Genomic DNA, 16017 nt, shown 5'->3' on the forward strand with positions numbered 1-16017 from the left:
GCGGCACACTGGCTTACCGGCGGCGGTGGCTGGCGAAGAAATCGAGCAGCATCTTGCTGGCGTCGGGCCTGGCCTTGTCGTTGAATGGCAGGCTGGCGTCGCCGCCGCTCCACGCGTGCTCGAGGTGCTCGACCTGCGCCACGCGCAGCAGCACATCCTTGCCCACCTGATAATCGTGCAGCGCATACGCATGCGCCGGATTGCGCCCGCCCGCCGCGCCGCCAGGCAGGCGCTGCGCCGTCACCACGGTATCGAATGGCAAGCGGTTGACGCGCACGCTCTGGCGCACCAGCTGCGTCTGGTTGATGGGCCGCACCACCTTGTCGGCCAGCCCTTGCAGCAAGATGGTGGGCAGGCGGGGAAACGCCGGCTGGCGCGCCAGCACTTCATCGATGGCCGCGTCGGCACGGGAGCTGGCGCCATGCTGCATCACGCCCAGCGCGCCGATCAGGTTATGCCCGGCGCCAAACACGGGCCCGGAATGCAGGCCCAGCGCCGCAAACAGATGAGGATGGTTGAGGGCCACGATATGCGCCATGCCGGCGCCGGCGGAAATGCCGCAGATATAGATGCGCGCGCGGTCGATCGCATAGCGGGCCGCCACCTGCTCGATGGCGCCGACGATCAGGCGCACGTCGCCGCCACCCTCCTGCGTCAGCTTGTCGTACCACTTCCAGCAGCGGCGCGCATGCGAACGCAGCGATTGCTGCGGATACAGGACGGCATAGCCCTTGCGTTCGGCCAGGCGGTTCATGCGCGTGCCTTCGGCAAACTGCGTGGCGCTCTGCTCGCAGCCGTGCAGCATTACCAGCAGCGGCCGCCCCCGGCTGCGCATGGCGGCGCTTGGCGCCTTCTCGGGCAGGTACAGGAAATACGGCAGGCGCCGGCCCGGCAACTGGCCCAGTTCCGGCAACGGCGCATAGTGGGCGGCCAGCCACTTGCCCGGCGGAGGCGCCGTTCGCTTGCGCACGCGCGGTGGCGACAGGGGCGTGGCAAAGGGCGCCAGGGCGGGCACCGCGTCGCTGGCGGGCCTGGCGCGCGGCTTGGCGATTGCTTTGGCCTTGGTCTTGGCCACGGGCTTGCTGCGGGGTTTGGCCTTGGGCTTGGCCGGCACCGGGCCGAACAGCACCTTGGCCAGCTTGGTCGCCGTGCGCTGCTGCGCCTTACCGGCGCGCAACAGCCCGCGCAGCCATTTGGTGGCGGGCTTTACCATGGCGCGCGGCGCGCGTGTCGTTGTGGAGCGTACCGCAAGTTCATCCCTCTGCAGCGTTGCATCGTCAGCATGTGCGGCCTCCTCCTTGGAACGCATAGAGTACCGCAATTGGCTGACCACACCGTACGGTTGCACACCGATAAAGTGCCGCTGGCACCATTGAGGCAGATCAAACGCTACATAGTGCGTATGCTTAATCTGGATGTTCAATCAGCACTTCACACGAGGAGAGAACACCATGAGCTATCTGGACCGCGACATCCTGGGCATGTACCGCAACCACGACGGCCCGGGGCCGGCCCTGATGGGGGCCGATACCCTGATCGGGGACGATGTCTACAATCACGACGACGAGGAACTGGGCGACATCAAGGAAATCATGCTCGACATGCGCACCGGCCAGATCGCCTATGCCGTGCTGTCCTTCGGCGGCATCATGGGCATGGGCGACAAGCTGTTTGCCGTGCCCTGGGAACGCCTGACCCTGGACACCGTCAACAAGCGCTTCCTGCTCAACGTCGACAAAGACCTGCTGAAAGACGCTCCCGGCTTCGACAAGAACAACTGGCCCGACATGGGCAGCGAAGCGTGGAACCAGCAGATGGAAGCGTTCTATGGCAGCGGCACGCGCTACGGCAGCGGCGCCATGGCAGGCGGCCACATGCCCTCCGGCAGCGACCTGCGCAGCGGCGCCAGCCTGCAATCGGGCAGCGAAGGCAGCATGTCCGGCAGTTCCATGAGCGGCAGCCGCGCCGGCACGGGCGGCAGCCAGAGCGACCTGGGTTCGCGCTCATCGCTCAGCGATGATGATGATCTCAACAAGCGCACTTGAGAGATCAGGTGGAACGTAGGTCGGGTAGGATGGATTAGCGGAGCATGTTGCTGCCCATCGTTAGCGTCAAGGCGCCTCTAGAAACCGTAGCGAGCAAGTTCAATATCGCGTTGAGTAGCGCAACCGTACTCTAGTACGGTGAGCAACGCCGACGCGATAGTGAGCTGCGCGGTAGGTTTATAGAGGTGCCATCACCGTTGCATCGACTCCCATACTTTCTGCAGGCGCTTGGCCGACACCGGCATCGGCGTGCGCAACTCCTGCGCAAACAGCGACACGCGCAGCTCTTCCAGCATCCAGCGGAAGTCGACCAGTTTCGGGTCCGTGTTCTTGCCGGCCTGGCGGTCCTTGGTCTGGCGCAGATACGGCGCGGCGGCCGATTGCCATTCGGCCATCAGCTTGATATCGCGCGCGGGGTCGGCCCGCAGTTTTTCCAGGCGCACATTGATCGCCTTCAAATAGCGGGGGAAATGCGCCAGCTGCGTGTATTCGTTTTCCGTCAGGAAGCGCTTATGCACGAGGCCCTGCAACTGCGCCTGGATATCGGTGGCCGCCGCTGCGGGAATATTTTGTAGCCGCTTCGGCAAGCCGTGGAATTCCGTCAGCACTTGCGACAGCAGGCGGGCAATTTCATTCACCAACAGAACCAACCGCGACTTGCCCTCCGTCTGGCGCTTGGCAAACGAGGCGGCGTCCAGCGGCAGCGGATCTTGCAGGCAGGCGATGTCGAGCGCCTTGTTGATGATTTGCTCGCGCAGCTCTTCCTGCGAACCGAGGGCCATGAATTGCATGCCCATCTGCTGCAGGCCGGGAATGCTTTTCTCGACGTATTTGATCTGCTCCTTCATTTGCAGCGCGAACAAACGGCGCAAACCGATCTTGTGCGTGCGGGCGGCCACGGTCGGATCGTCAAATACTTCCAGGTCGCAATGCGTGCCTTTGTCGACCAGGGCGGGGAAGCCGATCAGGGTCAGCTTGCCTTGCACGATTTCTAACAACTCCGGCAATTCGCCAAAGGTCCAGGCCGTCAAGCCCATGTGCTGCGAGACGGTGGCATTCGGCGATGCCGGCGCGGCAGCGGCTGTGCCCTTGGCTGGCGCACCGCCCTTGCCTGCCGCCGCATTGGCGGCGGCGCCCTGCGCTTGCGCCTGCAGCCGCGACGCCACTTGCGCGCCCGCCACCTTGGCACCGGGCGTGCCCGTACCGGACACGCCCGACACTTCGGCCAGTTTCTGGAAGCTCTGGCGCGCCTGGCCGCCGAATTCCGCTTGCAGGGTGGCCAGGTTGCGGCCCATGTCCAGCTGACGGCCGTGCTCATCGATCACCTTGAAATTCATGAAGTGATGGGCAGGCAGGGTTTCCGGTTTGAAATCCGTCGTCAGCACATTGATGGTGATCTGCGTGCGGATGTCGAGAATGATGGCGTCGATCAGGTCACCGCGGCCAAACACGCCCGCTGCATGCACGCGCTCGCAGAACTTGGCCGCATAGTCGGGCAGCGGCACGCAGTGGCGGCGCAGCTTTTGCGGCAACGATTTTAATAGCAGATGCACTTTTTCCTTCAGCATGCCCGGCACCAGCCATTCGCAGCGCTCGCGCGGCAACTGGTTCAGCGCATACAGCGGCACGGCCAAGGTCACGCCATCGCGCACGCTGCCCGGCTCGAAGTGATAGGTCAGGCCCATTTCCAGGCCCGTCACGGACATGGTTTTCGGGAACAGGTCCGTCGTCACGCCGGCCGCCTCGTGGCGCATCAGCTCTTCGCGGTTCAGATACAGCAGCTTCGGATTGTCGCGCGTGGCCTCTTTATGCCATTTCTCGAAACCGGCGCCATTGCACACGTCCGCCGGCACCAATTTATCGTAGAAAGCGGCGATCAGTTCATCGTCGACCAGCACGTCCAGGCGGCGTGACTTGTGTTCGAGGTTTTCAATGTCCTTGATCAATTTATGGTTGTGCGCAAAGAACGGCGCGCGCGTGTCGAAGTCGCCGCCGACGAGCGCGTCGCGGATGAAGATTTCGCGCGCTTCCGGCAAGTTGAAATTGCCGTAGTTGATGCGGCGTTGGCTGTACACCACCAGGCCATATAAGGTCGCCCGTTCGGATGCCGTCACCTGCGCCGAGCGTTTTTCCCAGCGCGGTTCGCCCCACGATTTCTTCAGCAAATGCTCGCCGACCTTTTCCAGCCACTCGGGCTGGATCTGCGCCACGCAGCGCGCGTACAGGCGCGTCGTGTCGACCAGCTCGGCCGCCATGATCCACTTGCCCGGCTTTTTCAGCAGCGAGGAACCGGGCCAGATATGAAACTTGATGCCGCGCGCGCCCAGGTAGCCCGCACCCGGCTCGTCCTCGCCCTTGAAACCGATATTGCCCAGCAAGCCGGTCAGCAAAGCCATGTGCAGGTTATCGTAGGTGGCCGGCGCTTCGTTCAGGCGCCAGCCCTGCTCCTTGACGATGGTCAGCAACTGCGAATGCACGTCGCGCCATTCGCGCAAGCGCATCTGCGACAGGAAATTCGTGCGGCAATTATCCTGCAACTGGCGGTTGGTTTTCTTGTGCTCGATGGCCGATTCGAACCAGCGCCAGATTTTCAGGTAGCTGAGGAATTCCGACTTTTCATCGGCAAACTTCTTGTGCGCCTCGTCAGCCGCCTGCTGGTGTTCCATCGGGCGGTCGCGCGGATCCTGCACGGACAGGGCCGAGGCGACGATCAGCACTTCGCTCAAGCACGCGTTATCGAGCGCGGCCAGGATCATGCGGCCCACGCGCGGGTCCAGCGGCAGCTTGGCCAGCTTGTTACCCAGCGGCGTGAGTTTGTTGACCTCGTCGACGGCACCGAGTTCCTGCAGCAATTGGTAACCGTCGGCGATCGCGCGCGCCAGCGGCGGCTCGATGAAGGGGAAGGTTTCCACGTCCGTCAGGTGCAGGGATTTCATGCGCAGGATGACGGCCGCCAGCGAGGAACGCAGGATTTCCGGTTCCGTGAATTTCGGGCGCAGCAGATAATCCTGCTCTTCGTACAAACGGATGCAGACGCCATCGGCCACGCGGCCGCAACGGCCGGCGCGCTGGTTGGCGGCGGACTGGGCAATCGGCTCGACCTGCAATTGCTCCACTTTATTGCGGTAGCTGTAGCGTTTCACGCGCGCCAGACCCGCGTCGACCACGTAGCGGATGCCCGGTACGGTCAGCGAGGTTTCCGCCACGTTGGTGGCCAGCACGATGCGGCGCGCATTGCTGGTTTTAAACACGCGCTCCTGCTCCTCGGCCGACAGGCGGGCGAACAGGGGCAGGATTTCCACGTGCGGCGGATGGTGCTTGCGCAGCGCTTCGGCGCAGTCGCGGATTTCGCGCTCGCCCGGCAAGAACACCAGCACGTCGCCCGAGCCGATGCGGCACAGTTCTTCCACGCCATCGACGACGGCATCCATCAAGTCGCGCTTTTCGCGCGCAGCCGCGGTGCGCTGGCCAGGTTTGTCGGGGTTGGCGGCACCAGGCATGGCCACCTGTTCGCGTTCCACAGGACGGTAGCGCACTTCCACCTGGTACAGACGGCCCGACACTTCTATCACGGGCGCCGGTTTTTCCGGTGTGCCGAAATGGCGCGAGAAGCGTTCCGCATCGATGGTGGCCGAGGTGATGATGATTTTCAGATCGGGCCGGCGCGGCAGCAGCTGCTTCAGATAGCCGAGCAGGAAATCGATGTTCAGACTGCGTTCGTGCGCTTCATCGATGATGATGGTGTCGTAATTTTTCAACAACGGGTCTGTCTGCGTCTCGGCCAGCAAGATACCGTCCGTCATCAGCTTGACGGACGCGCCACGGCTCAGGGTATCGGTAAAGCGCACCTTGAAACCCACCGTTTCGCCCAGCGGCGTACCGAGTTCCTGCGCAATGCGCTTGGCCGTCGACGAGGCGGCGATACGCCGCGGCTGCGTGTGGCCGATCATGCCCTTCTGTCCCCGTCCCAGCTCCAGGCAAATCTTCGGCAACTGCGTCGTCTTGCCGGAACCCGTCTCGCCCGAGACGATGATGACCTGGTTTTCCGTCAATGCCTTGGCGATTTCGGCGCGCCGGCCCGAGACGGGCAAGTCTTCCGGATACGTAATCGGCGGCAGCGGATTGCGGAAGGCCTTTTCCGCTTCGCGCGCGGCGCGGGCTGCGTCACGGCTCTCGCGGCTTTCCTGCCCCTCGCGCGGCGGACGCGCGGCCTGGGGCCTGCCCTCTGCCGATCGCTGCTGCTGCTGCTGTTGCTGTTTCTGTTGTTCCGCGCGCGGCGGCTGCTGCCTTTGCTGGCTCACGGGCGGGCGCGCGCGGCCCTGCGCAGGCGTGGCGGCAGGCGCGGCAACATCCCCGCTGGCGGGCACATTTGCAACGTTGGAAGGAGGGGAAGACTTATTGCTGGCTGAAGACATTGTTTTTTACAGGTATTTTAAGCGCGCACATCGCGCAGCGAATTATAATGCGCTTAATGGAAAACCCTACCCAATTCGTCCAATGGCTGCGCTCCGTCGCGCCCTACATCCACGCCTTTCGCGGCAAGACCTTCGTGGTCGCCTTCCCCGGTGAACTCGTCAGCGCCGGGGCGCTGCAGGTGCTGGCCCATGATTTGTCCCTGCTGCATGCGCTGGACATCAATGTCACTGTTGTCTACGGCTCGCGGCCGCAGGTGGCGGAACAACTGGCCTTGCGTAACGTCGAAGGCCGCTTCCACAACGGCGTGCGCATCACCGACATCGCCGCGCTGGAATGCGCGAAGGAAGCCGCCGGCGAGCTGCGCCTCGATATCGAGGCCGCGTTCAGCCAGGGCTTGCCGAACACGCCCATGTCGCATGCGGCCATCCGTATCATTTCCGGCAACTTCATCACGGCGCGCCCGCTGGGCGTGATCGATGGCGTGGACCTGGAACTGACGGGCATCACACGCAAGGTCGACGCCGAAACCATCCATTCCATCCTCGGTTCGGACGGCCTGGTGCTGCTCTCGCCGCTGGGCTTCTCGCCTACCGGTGAAGCGTTCAACCTGACCATGGAAGACGTGGCGTGCAGCGCCGCCATCGCCCTGCACGCGGATAAACTGATTTTCATTACCGAAACGCCGATGATGGAAGACGCGACGGGCGTGGAAATCCGCGAACTGTCGTCGCACCAGGCCGAAGCCGTGCTGATGGCGGGCTTTCTGCCCGACGCGACGGCGTTTTACTTGAAACATTGCGTCAAGGCATGCCACAACGGCGTCGAGCGCTCGCACATCGTACCGTTCTCGATGGATGGTTCGGCGCTGCTGGAATTGTTTACCCATGATGGCGTGGGCACCATGATCAGCCATGAAAACCTGGAAAGTTTGCGTCAGGCTACCATCGAAGACGTGGGCGGCATCATCAAGCTGATCGAACCGCTGGAAGCGGACGGCACTTTGGTGAAGCGGGGCCGCGAGCTGATCGAACGCGAAATCGATTATTTCTCCGTCATCGAGCATGATGGCGTGATCTTCGGCTGCGCCGCCCTGTACCCGTTCCCTGCGCAAAAGATGGCGGAAATGGCATGTTTGACCGTCAACCCGGAAGTGCAAGCCCAGGGCGACGGCGAACGCATCCTGAAACACATGGAAAACCGCGCGCGCGCCGCCGGCCTGAACAAGCTGTTCGTGCTGACCACGCGTACCTCGCACTGGTTCAAGAAGCGCGGCTTCGTGCCGGCCACCGTCGACGATTTGCCGAAGGACCGCCAGCATATGTATAACTGGCAGCGTAAATCGCAAGTATTGATCAAGACCCTGTAAAACTGAAAAAGCCCGGCATGCCGGGCTTTTTCTTTACTGAAATATCATTACTTGATATTCAGCGGCGCAAACGATTTGACCAGGTCATCGAGCGCCTTCAGTTGCGCCAGGAATGGCTCCAGCTGGTCCAGCGGCAAGGCGCTGGGGCCGTCGCAACGGGCGTTGTCGGGATCAGGATGGGCTTCCAGGAACAGGCCGGCGATGCCGACGGCCAGGCCGGCGCGGGCCAGGTCCGCCACCTGCTGGCGGCGGCCGCCCGAGGCGGCGCCGCCGGGGTCGCGCTGCTGCAGCGCGTGCGTGACGTCGAAGATGATGGGCAGGTCGTCGCACGTCTTCTTCATGACGCCAAAGCCCAGCATGTCGACCACCAGATTGTCGTAGCCGAGGCAGGTGCCGCGGTCGCACAGGATCAGTTGATCGTTGCCCGCTTCCTTGAATTTTTCGACGATATTGGCCATCTGCCCAGGGCTCAAGAATTGCGGCTTCTTGATGTTGATGACTTTACCGGTTTTCGCCAGGGCCACGACGAGGTCCGTCTGGCGCGCGAGGAAGGCGGGCAGTTGCAGCACATCGACCACTTCGGCCACCTGCTGCGCCTGCCATGGCTCATGCACGTCGGTAATCACGGGCACGCCGAACGCCGCCTTGACGTCCTGGAAGATGCGCATGCCTTCTTCCAGGCCCGGACCGCGGTAGGAATGGATCGACGAGCGGTTGGCCTTGTCGAAGCTGGCCTTGAACACATAGGGAATGCCCAGTTTTTGCGTCACGCGCACATATTCTTCGCAGGCGCGCATGGCCAGATCGCGCGATTCGAGCACGTTGATGCCGCCAAACAGCGCGAAGCTGCCTGTATTGCTGACGTCGATGCCATGGACTTTCACTGAGGTCATAGGGATTCCATATTGGTTAATTGTTACTACTTGCTTGGAAGAGGCGCAGCCAGCGGCTGGCGCGATAAGGCATCTTACTAGCTGGGGCGGCGCAGATCAAATTTGATCCAGCGCAAGGGCGCGGCAAACGGCGTGTCGCCAGGCCGCGACGGCCCCGCGAGGGCAGGCGCAAAGTGCCTTATAATCACGCTTTATCTCTACACTGATTCAGGAGCACAGATGGCCCGCACGATCCACTGCATCAAACTCAACAAGGAAGCCGAAGGACTGGATTTCCCGCCGTACCCGGGCGAACTGGGCAAGAAGATTTACGAATCGGTGTCGAAGGAAGCCTGGGCTGCCTGGCTCAAGCACCAGACCATGCTGGTCAATGAGAACCGTTTGAACCTGGCCGACGCGCGCGCCCGCAAATACCTGGCCACGCAGATGGAAAAGCATTTCTTCGGCGACGGCGCCGATGCGGCCATGGGTTACGTTCCCCCTACCGAGTAAGTTTCAAGCATGCCCGTGACTACGTCACGGGCAGTTTCACCTGCGTTTCACGCCCGCCCCCGCCGTTTCACGGCCATCCCTCCCCGTTTCGTCGCACACCGCTCGCCGCCCGCGCCGTCGGCTGGCACAGTACGTCCATCGACAACCTCATTCCAAGGCGGACACCATGTTGCAGCAAATCTTCAGCCACACTCCCCTCTACGTCTGGGCCATCCTGGGCTTTCTCGTCTATCGGGGCGTGCTGGCCAGCCGGGCGCGCGAAGTGACCTTGCGCAAGCTGTGCATCATTCCCCTCGTCATGCTGGGCTTGTCGCTGAGCGGCGTGCATGGCAGTTTCGGCTTCGATGGCGTGGCGCCGTTCGCCTGGACCGCCGGCGCCCTGGCCGGCGCGGCGCTGGCTTGGACGCTGGCCGATGCGCGCAAGATCGTCGCCATTCCCGCACGGGCCAGCGTGCAGCGTCCCGGCAGCTGGGTGCCGTTGATCCTGATGATGAGCATTTTCTGCATGAAATATGCGGTCGCCGTGACTCTGGCCATCGCACCAGCCTATGCCCATGCGCCCGGCTTCAGCGTGCCCGTCTGCCTCGCCTATGGCTGCTTCAGCGGCATCTTCCTCGGTGGCTTGCTGCGCACCGTGGCCGTGTACCGGGCTGTGCAAAGTGAAGGCTGGGGTCAGACCCGGCGGGGGAATGCGCCCCAGTGAGGCGCATTCCGATCACGCAGTGACTGACCCCGGATTTCTGCTGCGTATCAGTACGCCAAAGTACGCACGCCTTCCTGCATGCCCAGCAGGCAGACATTGGCGCCGCGCACGGCGAACAGGCCGACGGCGATGACGCCGACGATCTGGTTGATCTGCTGTTCCAGCGCCACCGGGTCGGCAATCTGCAAGCCCAGCACGTCGATGATTTCGCCGCCGTTGTCGGTAATGAACGCTTCCGTGCTGCCGGCCTTCAGGCGCAAACGGGGCGTGCCGCCCAGCGCGGCCAGCTGGCGCGAGACGGCGGCGCGGGCCATCGGCACCACTTCCACCGGCAGCGGGAAAGCACCCAGGGTCTCGACGAGCTTGGAGCCGTCGGCGATGCAGACGAACTGTTTCGAGACCGAGGCAACGATCTTTTCACGCGTCAATGCCGCGCCGCCGCCCTTGATCATGGCGCCGCTGGCCGTGATTTCATCGGCGCCATCGATGTAGACGGCGATCGATTCAACATCGTTCAGGTCGAAGACGGGAATGCCATGGCCGGCCAGGCGCGCGGCCGTCGCTTCGGACGACGCGACCGTGCCCTTGATGGTGTCCTTGATCTTGGCCAGTTCATCGATGAAAAAGTTGGCGGTGGAACCGGTGCCGACACCGATGATTTCACCTTCAACTACATAGGCGATGGCGGCGCGGGCTACGGCTTGCTTCAATTCGTCTTGGGTCATGGCATTCAGGCTAAAGTGAGGAATGGCGCTATTTTAACGGATTGCCGGCCCGGCCAGCCGGCCATCATGACCGACGCTGCGACGCGATACAACAGCTAAACGGGAAAACCTTGCCCTAGGGCAATTGCGCACCCAATTACACTCTATGCCCTCTAAAATATGCGAAAATGAAACGATACACCGATATGACGTTTCAGGAATAGCACATGACTCACAGTAAACAGGTACTTGTTGTCGATGACAGCCGGGTTTCACGTTTGATGTCGCATCAGTTCATCCTCAGCAAACATGCCGACTGGCAAGTGCTTGAGGCGGCGACGGGTGAGGAAGCCCTGGAAAAGGTCAAGACCGTCACTCCTGTGCTGATACTACTGGATGTCAACATGCCCGGCATGGGCGGCATCGCGGCCGCGGAACAATTGCGCGCGCTGTGCCCGCAGACGCACATCATTCTCGTCACGGCCAATGTGCAGAACGCCACGCGCAACCGCGCCAGCGAACTGGGCGTGGGCTTCATGGAAAAACCGATCACGGAAACACGCATCCACCAGCTGATCGAATCACTGGGACTGTGAGCATGGTCAATCTTTCCGAACTCGAGAACGACGCCCTGGTAGAGATATTCAACATCGGGGTGGGCCATGCGGCGGCGGCCATGAGCGAGATCGTGAATGAAGAAGTCACCATGTCGGTGCCGTCGATCACCTTCCTGAACCGTGCCGACGCGGCCGCTTTGCTGGGCAGCAAGAAGGATGGCGAACGCATCTGCGGCGTCAGCCAGCATTACGATGGCGCTTTCGCCACCGAAGCCATCCTGATGTTTCCCGAAGATAAAAGCCTGGAAATCGTGCGCCTGATGGTGGGCGACGCCATGCCGCTGCAGGAACTGACGGAGATGGAACAGGAAGCGATGAGCGAGATCGGCAACATCATCCTCAACTCCTGCGTGGGCACCCTGGCCAACCTGTTCGACAGCGAACTGCATGGCTCGTTGCCCCTGTACCACGTGGGCACCAGCGCGGAAATCCTGTCCTCGTTCGGCGGCCAGGATGATGAAGCCGTCGTGCTGATGCTGCATATCGACTTCGTGCTGTCCAAGCACCAGATCCACGGTTATGTGGCATTCGTGCTCGACCTGTCCGCCCTGCACGACCTGAAGCAGCAAGTGAGCCGCTACCTGGCCAAGGTGCTGGGACAGGCGTGACGATCATGCCGGATGCCTTGCACCGACTCGCCCTGCTCGAGAGCATACTCGGCGCCGTGAACCTGGGCGCCATTGTGCTCGACGAGCAGCACCGCATCGTGCTGTGGAACCGCTGGATGGCGCGCCACTCGGCCCGCCCGGCCGACGCCGTGCTGGGCCAGGATTTCTTCGCCGTCTTCCCGGAAATGCGGCACAAGCGCATCGATTCGGCCATCACCCAGGCACTGCGCGACAATTTCCAGTCGCTGCTGTCGCAAACCCTGCACAAGGCGCCGTTTGCGCTGTACACGCATGGCGCGGCCACGGGCGGCAGCGATGGCGAGGAACGCATGCAGCAAGCCATCGCCGTCACGCCGATCAACCTGCCCGGTTCGCCGCGCCACTGCCTGATCCAGATCAATGACGTCACCATCGCCGTGGGGCGCGAAAAGCTGCTGCGCGAACAAACGATGGTCTTGCGCTCGCAAACCTTTTCCGACGGCTTGACGGGCATCGCCAACCGCCGCCACTTCGACGTGGCGATCGAGAAGGAAATGCGGCGCGCCATGCGCACCAGCAGCCCGCTGTCGCTGCTGATGATCGACATTGACCATTTCAAGGACTACAACGACCATTACGGCCACCAGCAGGGCGACGATTGCCTGATCCGCGTGGCGGCCGAACTGGCCGCCATGCTGCAGCGCCCGACCGACTTGCTGGCCCGCTATGGCGGCGAAGAGTTTGCCGCCATCCTGCCCGACACGGACGCGGCGCAGGCGCTGCGCATGGCCGAGGCGATCCGCCAGCATGCGGCCGACCTGCGCATTCCGCATGCCAAGACGGGCAATGAGGTCAGGCACGTCACGGTCAGCATCGGCATCGCCACGCAACAGCCGCAGCAGCCGCTGGCCATCTCCGCCCTGATCGGCGCCGCCGACCGCGCCCTGTATCTGGCCAAGGGCGCCGGGCGCAACCGCGTGATGGTGCAGCCGCTATAAAAAAAGCAACGCCAGGCAAAGGATTCCTGTAGACATCTTTACGGCGTGTGCGTAGACTCGTTACTGATTGCAGCAACAACAACAAGAATTTATCTGTGGTATCTATCCCTGCGCATGGCCCACCCATGCGGGACATGGCCAGGAGCGCTTGTGAATCTCGATCCTCCCCTCAGATCCGGCTTGCCGGGCGCCGGCATGGATACGACCATGGTGAACGGCATGCGCCTGCTGCTGTCGAGCGCCACCTTGCTGACCCTGTTCATCGACCCCGAAAGCGCCGGCAAGCTGAGCAAAATCACCTGGCTGATCTTTTCCGCGTATACCATGCACAGCCTGCTGCTCTACGTGCTGGCCCTGCTGGGCCTCAGCTTGCCGCAGGACATCCTGCTGTACTGGCTGGACGTGGCCTGGTATGCGCTGATCGTGTTTTCCACCAGCAGCCACAACAATTTATTCTTCCTGTTTTTTTTCTTTGCCATCCTGACCTCCTCGTTCCAGCGGGGTTTCGAGGAAGGCGCGCGCGTCACCCTGGCCTCGGCCGGCCTGTTCGCCGCCACGGCCCTGTTCGGCGAAACGGATGCCGAACTGTCGCGCCTGCTGCTGCGCACCACCTTCCTGCTGGCGCTCGGCTACATGATCGCCTACTGGGGTGGCTCGGCCATCACCCAGCGCAGCCACCTGGCGCTGCTGCGCGATGTCAGCCAGCTGTCCAATCCCCGCTTCGGCGTCGACCAGACCATCACCTCGGTGCTGGAAAAAACCCGCAGTTACTTCAACGGCCGCAGTTGCCTGCTAATCATGCAGGACAAGGGCACGCGGGTCTGGTCGCTGCGCAGCGTGATCCATACGGGCACGGGCGTCGTGCATACGAGTTCGCTCCTCAGCGACGACGCGGCCAGCCCCCTGCTCGCCTTTCCGTACGACAAGATCGCCCTGTACAACCAGCCCGCCGGGCGCTGGCTGCCGTGGACCGGCGGCGCGCGCATGCTCGAACCCGACAGCGGGCGCTGGCTGCGGCATGACGACGCGGCAGGCGCCCGCCTGGCCGAACTGCTCGAAGCGCACGCCTTCATCAGCGCGCCGCTGCCCTTGCGCAATGGCAAAGGCCGCATCTTTGTCGTGTCCGCCACCAGCATGAGCAAGACGGACGCCCTGTTTCTCAGCCATATAGGCGCGCAGGCGTTTCCCGTCATTGAAAACATCGACCTGCTCGACCGCCTGGCGTCGCAGGCAGCCTCGCGCGAGCGCGAAAAGATCGCGCGCGACCTGCATGACACGGCCGTGCAGCCGTATATCGGCCTGCGCCACGGCCTGGCCGCCTTGCGCAACGAAGCCACGCCGGGCAACCCGCTGCTGCCCGAACTGGAAAAGCTGATCATCATGTCGGGCCAGGTGATCACCGACCTGCGCAGCTATGCGCGCACGTTCAAGAACGGCCAGGTGCAAAGCGAGCCGGAACTGCTGGTCGCGCTGCGCCGCCAGGCCACGCAGATCCGCGAGTTCTATGGCATCGACATCGCCCTGCACATCGAAGGCGATCTGCACATCAACGACCGCCTGGCGGCCGAGGTGTTCCAGATCGTCAACGAAGGCATGAGCAATATCCGCAAGCATACGTCGGCGCGCCATGGCGCCGTCAAGCTGACCTGCGTGCAGGGCGCGCTGCACATCAGCATCGACAACGAATGCGCCGCCGCGCACGTCCCCGATTTCCTGCCCGACTCGCTGGCCGAGCGCGCCGCCGCCCTCGGCGGCACGGCACGCGTCACGCATGGCATGCTGGGCAACACTTCCGTACAGATCGAGATCCCCATATGAACGACATACGCCACATGCCACCGGCCAGCCATGTCATCAGCGTCATGCTGGTGGATGACCACAAGACCATGCTGTGGGGCCTGGAGCGGCTGATCGGCGGCGAGCACTCGGGCATGCGCGTGGTCGCCACTGCGTCCGACAGCACCGAGGCGCTGGAGCAGGCGAAGGCGCTGCAACCGGATGTGATCGTGCTGGACCTGGACCTGGGCGGCATCAGTTCGCTGGCCATCCTGCCCGCGCTGGCGCAGTGCGGCGGCACGCGCGTGCTGGTGCTGACGGCCAGCCACGACCAGGCCGTCCTCGACCAGACGGTACTGAAAGGCGCGCGCGGCATCGTCAGCAAGGACGCGCCGGCGGAGATGGTCCTGAAGGCCATCGAAAAAGTGTACCAGGGCGAGCTGTGGCTGGAACACGCGATGCTGGGACGCATGCTGACGCAGCTGACCCAGCCCGGAGGCGGCTCGGCGCAAGCCATCGCCGTCGCCAGCCTGACCCTCAAGGAAAGAAAGATCATCGCCGCGCTGGTGCACGGCAGCGGCACGCCGGCCAAGCTGCTGGCCGACCAGCTGTTCATCTCCGAACACACCTTGCGCAACCACCTGACGTCGATCTACCGCAAGCTGGGCGTGTACAACCGCCTGGAACTGTACGCCTACGCCACCAAGCACCAGCTGGGCCAATTGCCGCCCGGCGCCTGACGCCACAGTCCCCCTGCGCGGCCACCGCACGGCCGCGCCCACCCTCCCCGCCTCCCCCTGCGCCCACCACCGGCACGGCCATTGCGTCTGCGCGCCAGACGCAAGCATGACAATTGTCACGAAAAAAACAAGCAGTTCCTCCCCGCAATAAAAGGATGTTCTTCTGATGTAGATCAAGGTGCCGACTTCTATAGTGGATTTACCGGAGTGCAAATCACCGCGCGGCCCACCACGACACGGAGCACAGCATGCGCTTTGACAAGTTTCTTCCGACAGCCCTGATCACCTATTTGCAGGGCAAGGAAAAGGCTGCGTTCTACCGCTATGCCCTGGTGGCGGCCCTCATGGCGGTGGTCTGCATCATCGGACTGCTGGCACTGGGCGAGAGCCCATGAGTACGCCAGGAAGCAACGCTGCCATGCCGTTTTACCCACCGCTGTACCTTAACCACCACCAGGAGTTGTCATGAACCTCATCAAAAACTTTATCCGCGAAGAAGATGGCGTCACCGCAATCGAATACGGCCTGATCGCCGCCCTGATTGCCGTCGTGATCATCGCCGCCGTCACCATCGTCGGCACGCAGCTGAAAAAAACCTTCAGCACCATCGGCACCAAGCTCACCTCCGCCAATACGGCTGCCGCCTGAACACGGTACTCCGGGCTGGCACGTCGCCAGTC

At 62.9% G+C, this 16017-nt stretch carries 15 protein-coding genes; 11 read left to right on the forward strand and 4 right to left on the reverse strand.

What is annotated here, in order from left to right; all coding sequences use genetic code 11:
* Positions 1-13: 13 nt before the first annotated feature.
* Positions 14-1213 carry an extracellular catalytic domain type 1 short-chain-length polyhydroxyalkanoate depolymerase gene (locus tag FG13_RS12345; protein ID WP_035821239.1) on the reverse strand — a complete coding sequence of 400 codons (1200 nt, stop codon included), beginning with the start codon at positions 1211-1213 and terminating at the stop codon, positions 14-16.
* 238 nt (positions 1214-1451) lie between these two features.
* Here FG13_RS12345 and FG13_RS12350 point away from each other — a divergent pair, with 238 nt between their 5' ends.
* A complete protein-coding gene (locus tag FG13_RS12350; RefSeq protein WP_035821241.1) occupies positions 1452-2045 on the forward strand; it encodes a PRC-barrel domain-containing protein in 594 nt (197 codons plus the stop codon).
* Positions 2046-2236: 191 nt separating this feature from the next.
* Here FG13_RS12350 and hrpA read toward each other — a convergent pair whose 3' ends face one another.
* A complete protein-coding gene (gene hrpA, locus FG13_RS12355; protein ID WP_081922549.1) occupies positions 2237-6460 on the reverse strand; it encodes an ATP-dependent RNA helicase HrpA in 4224 nt (1407 codons plus the stop codon).
* 56 nt (positions 6461-6516) lie between these two features.
* Between hrpA and argA the strand changes: the two genes are divergently transcribed.
* Entirely contained in the window at positions 6517-7827 is a 1311-nt protein-coding gene (argA, locus tag FG13_RS12360; RefSeq protein ID WP_046685875.1) for an amino-acid N-acetyltransferase, read from the forward strand.
* Positions 7828-7874: 47 nt separating this feature from the next.
* On the opposite strand, the gene kdsA is transcribed toward argA, so the two are convergent.
* A complete protein-coding gene (gene kdsA, locus FG13_RS12365) occupies positions 7875-8720 on the reverse strand; it encodes a 3-deoxy-8-phosphooctulonate synthase (RefSeq protein ID WP_034750794.1) in 846 nt (281 codons plus the stop codon).
* A gap of 219 nt (positions 8721-8939) precedes the next feature.
* Here kdsA and FG13_RS12370 point away from each other — a divergent pair, with 219 nt between their 5' ends.
* Together FG13_RS12370 and FG13_RS12375 are read left to right on the forward strand one after the other, a co-directional pair.
* Positions 8940-9212, forward strand: a complete 273-nt coding sequence (locus tag FG13_RS12370; RefSeq protein ID WP_034750797.1) for an oxidative damage protection protein — start codon at positions 8940-8942, stop codon at positions 9210-9212.
* Positions 9213-9378: 166 nt separating this feature from the next.
* Complete coding sequence (locus FG13_RS12375; RefSeq protein ID WP_051958976.1) at positions 9379-9915, forward strand: DUF6622 family protein; 537 nt, start codon at positions 9379-9381, stop codon at positions 9913-9915.
* A 47-nt stretch (positions 9916-9962) separates the two neighbouring features.
* On the opposite strand, the gene rpiA is transcribed toward FG13_RS12375, so the two are convergent.
* Positions 9963-10640 (reverse strand): ribose-5-phosphate isomerase RpiA, encoded by a 678-nt coding sequence (rpiA, locus tag FG13_RS12380; RefSeq protein ID WP_035821242.1) that lies wholly within the window; start codon positions 10638-10640, stop codon positions 9963-9965.
* A 206-nt stretch (positions 10641-10846) separates the two neighbouring features.
* Between rpiA and FG13_RS12385 the strand changes: the two genes are divergently transcribed.
* The 7 genes from FG13_RS12385 to FG13_RS12410 all read left to right on the forward strand — a co-directional run bounded on the left by FG13_RS12385 (position 10847) and on the right by FG13_RS12410 (position 15985).
* Positions 10847-11215 (forward strand): response regulator, encoded by a 369-nt coding sequence (locus tag FG13_RS12385; protein ID WP_035821243.1) that lies wholly within the window; start codon positions 10847-10849, stop codon positions 11213-11215.
* A 2-nt stretch (positions 11216-11217) separates the two neighbouring features.
* Positions 11218-11844 (forward strand): chemotaxis protein CheC, encoded by a 627-nt coding sequence (locus FG13_RS12390; protein ID WP_034786994.1) that lies wholly within the window; start codon positions 11218-11220, stop codon positions 11842-11844.
* A 5-nt stretch (positions 11845-11849) separates the two neighbouring features.
* On the forward strand, positions 11850-12821 hold the full coding sequence (locus tag FG13_RS12395; RefSeq protein ID WP_035821244.1) for a GGDEF domain-containing protein: 972 nt from the start codon (positions 11850-11852) through the stop codon (positions 12819-12821).
* A 150-nt stretch (positions 12822-12971) separates the two neighbouring features.
* Positions 12972-14639 (forward strand): sensor histidine kinase, encoded by a 1668-nt coding sequence (locus FG13_RS12400; RefSeq protein WP_035821245.1) that lies wholly within the window; start codon positions 12972-12974, stop codon positions 14637-14639.
* Entirely contained in the window at positions 14636-15337 is a 702-nt protein-coding gene (locus FG13_RS12405; RefSeq protein ID WP_235211723.1) for a response regulator, read from the forward strand. Before FG13_RS12400 ends, FG13_RS12405 begins: the two co-directional genes overlap by 4 nt.
* Positions 15338-15585: 248 nt before the next feature.
* Positions 15586-15732 (forward strand): hypothetical protein, encoded by a 147-nt coding sequence (locus FG13_RS30455; RefSeq protein ID WP_158300249.1) that lies wholly within the window; start codon positions 15586-15588, stop codon positions 15730-15732.
* A 70-nt stretch (positions 15733-15802) separates the two neighbouring features.
* Entirely contained in the window at positions 15803-15985 is a 183-nt protein-coding gene (locus FG13_RS12410) for a Flp family type IVb pilin (protein ID WP_035821247.1), read from the forward strand.
* Positions 15986-16017: the final 32 nt, after the last annotated feature.

It is taken from the genome of Janthinobacterium sp. RA13 (assembly GCF_000745325.1).
Taxonomy (GTDB): Bacteria; Pseudomonadota; Gammaproteobacteria; order Burkholderiales; family Burkholderiaceae_D; genus Janthinobacterium; species Janthinobacterium rivuli.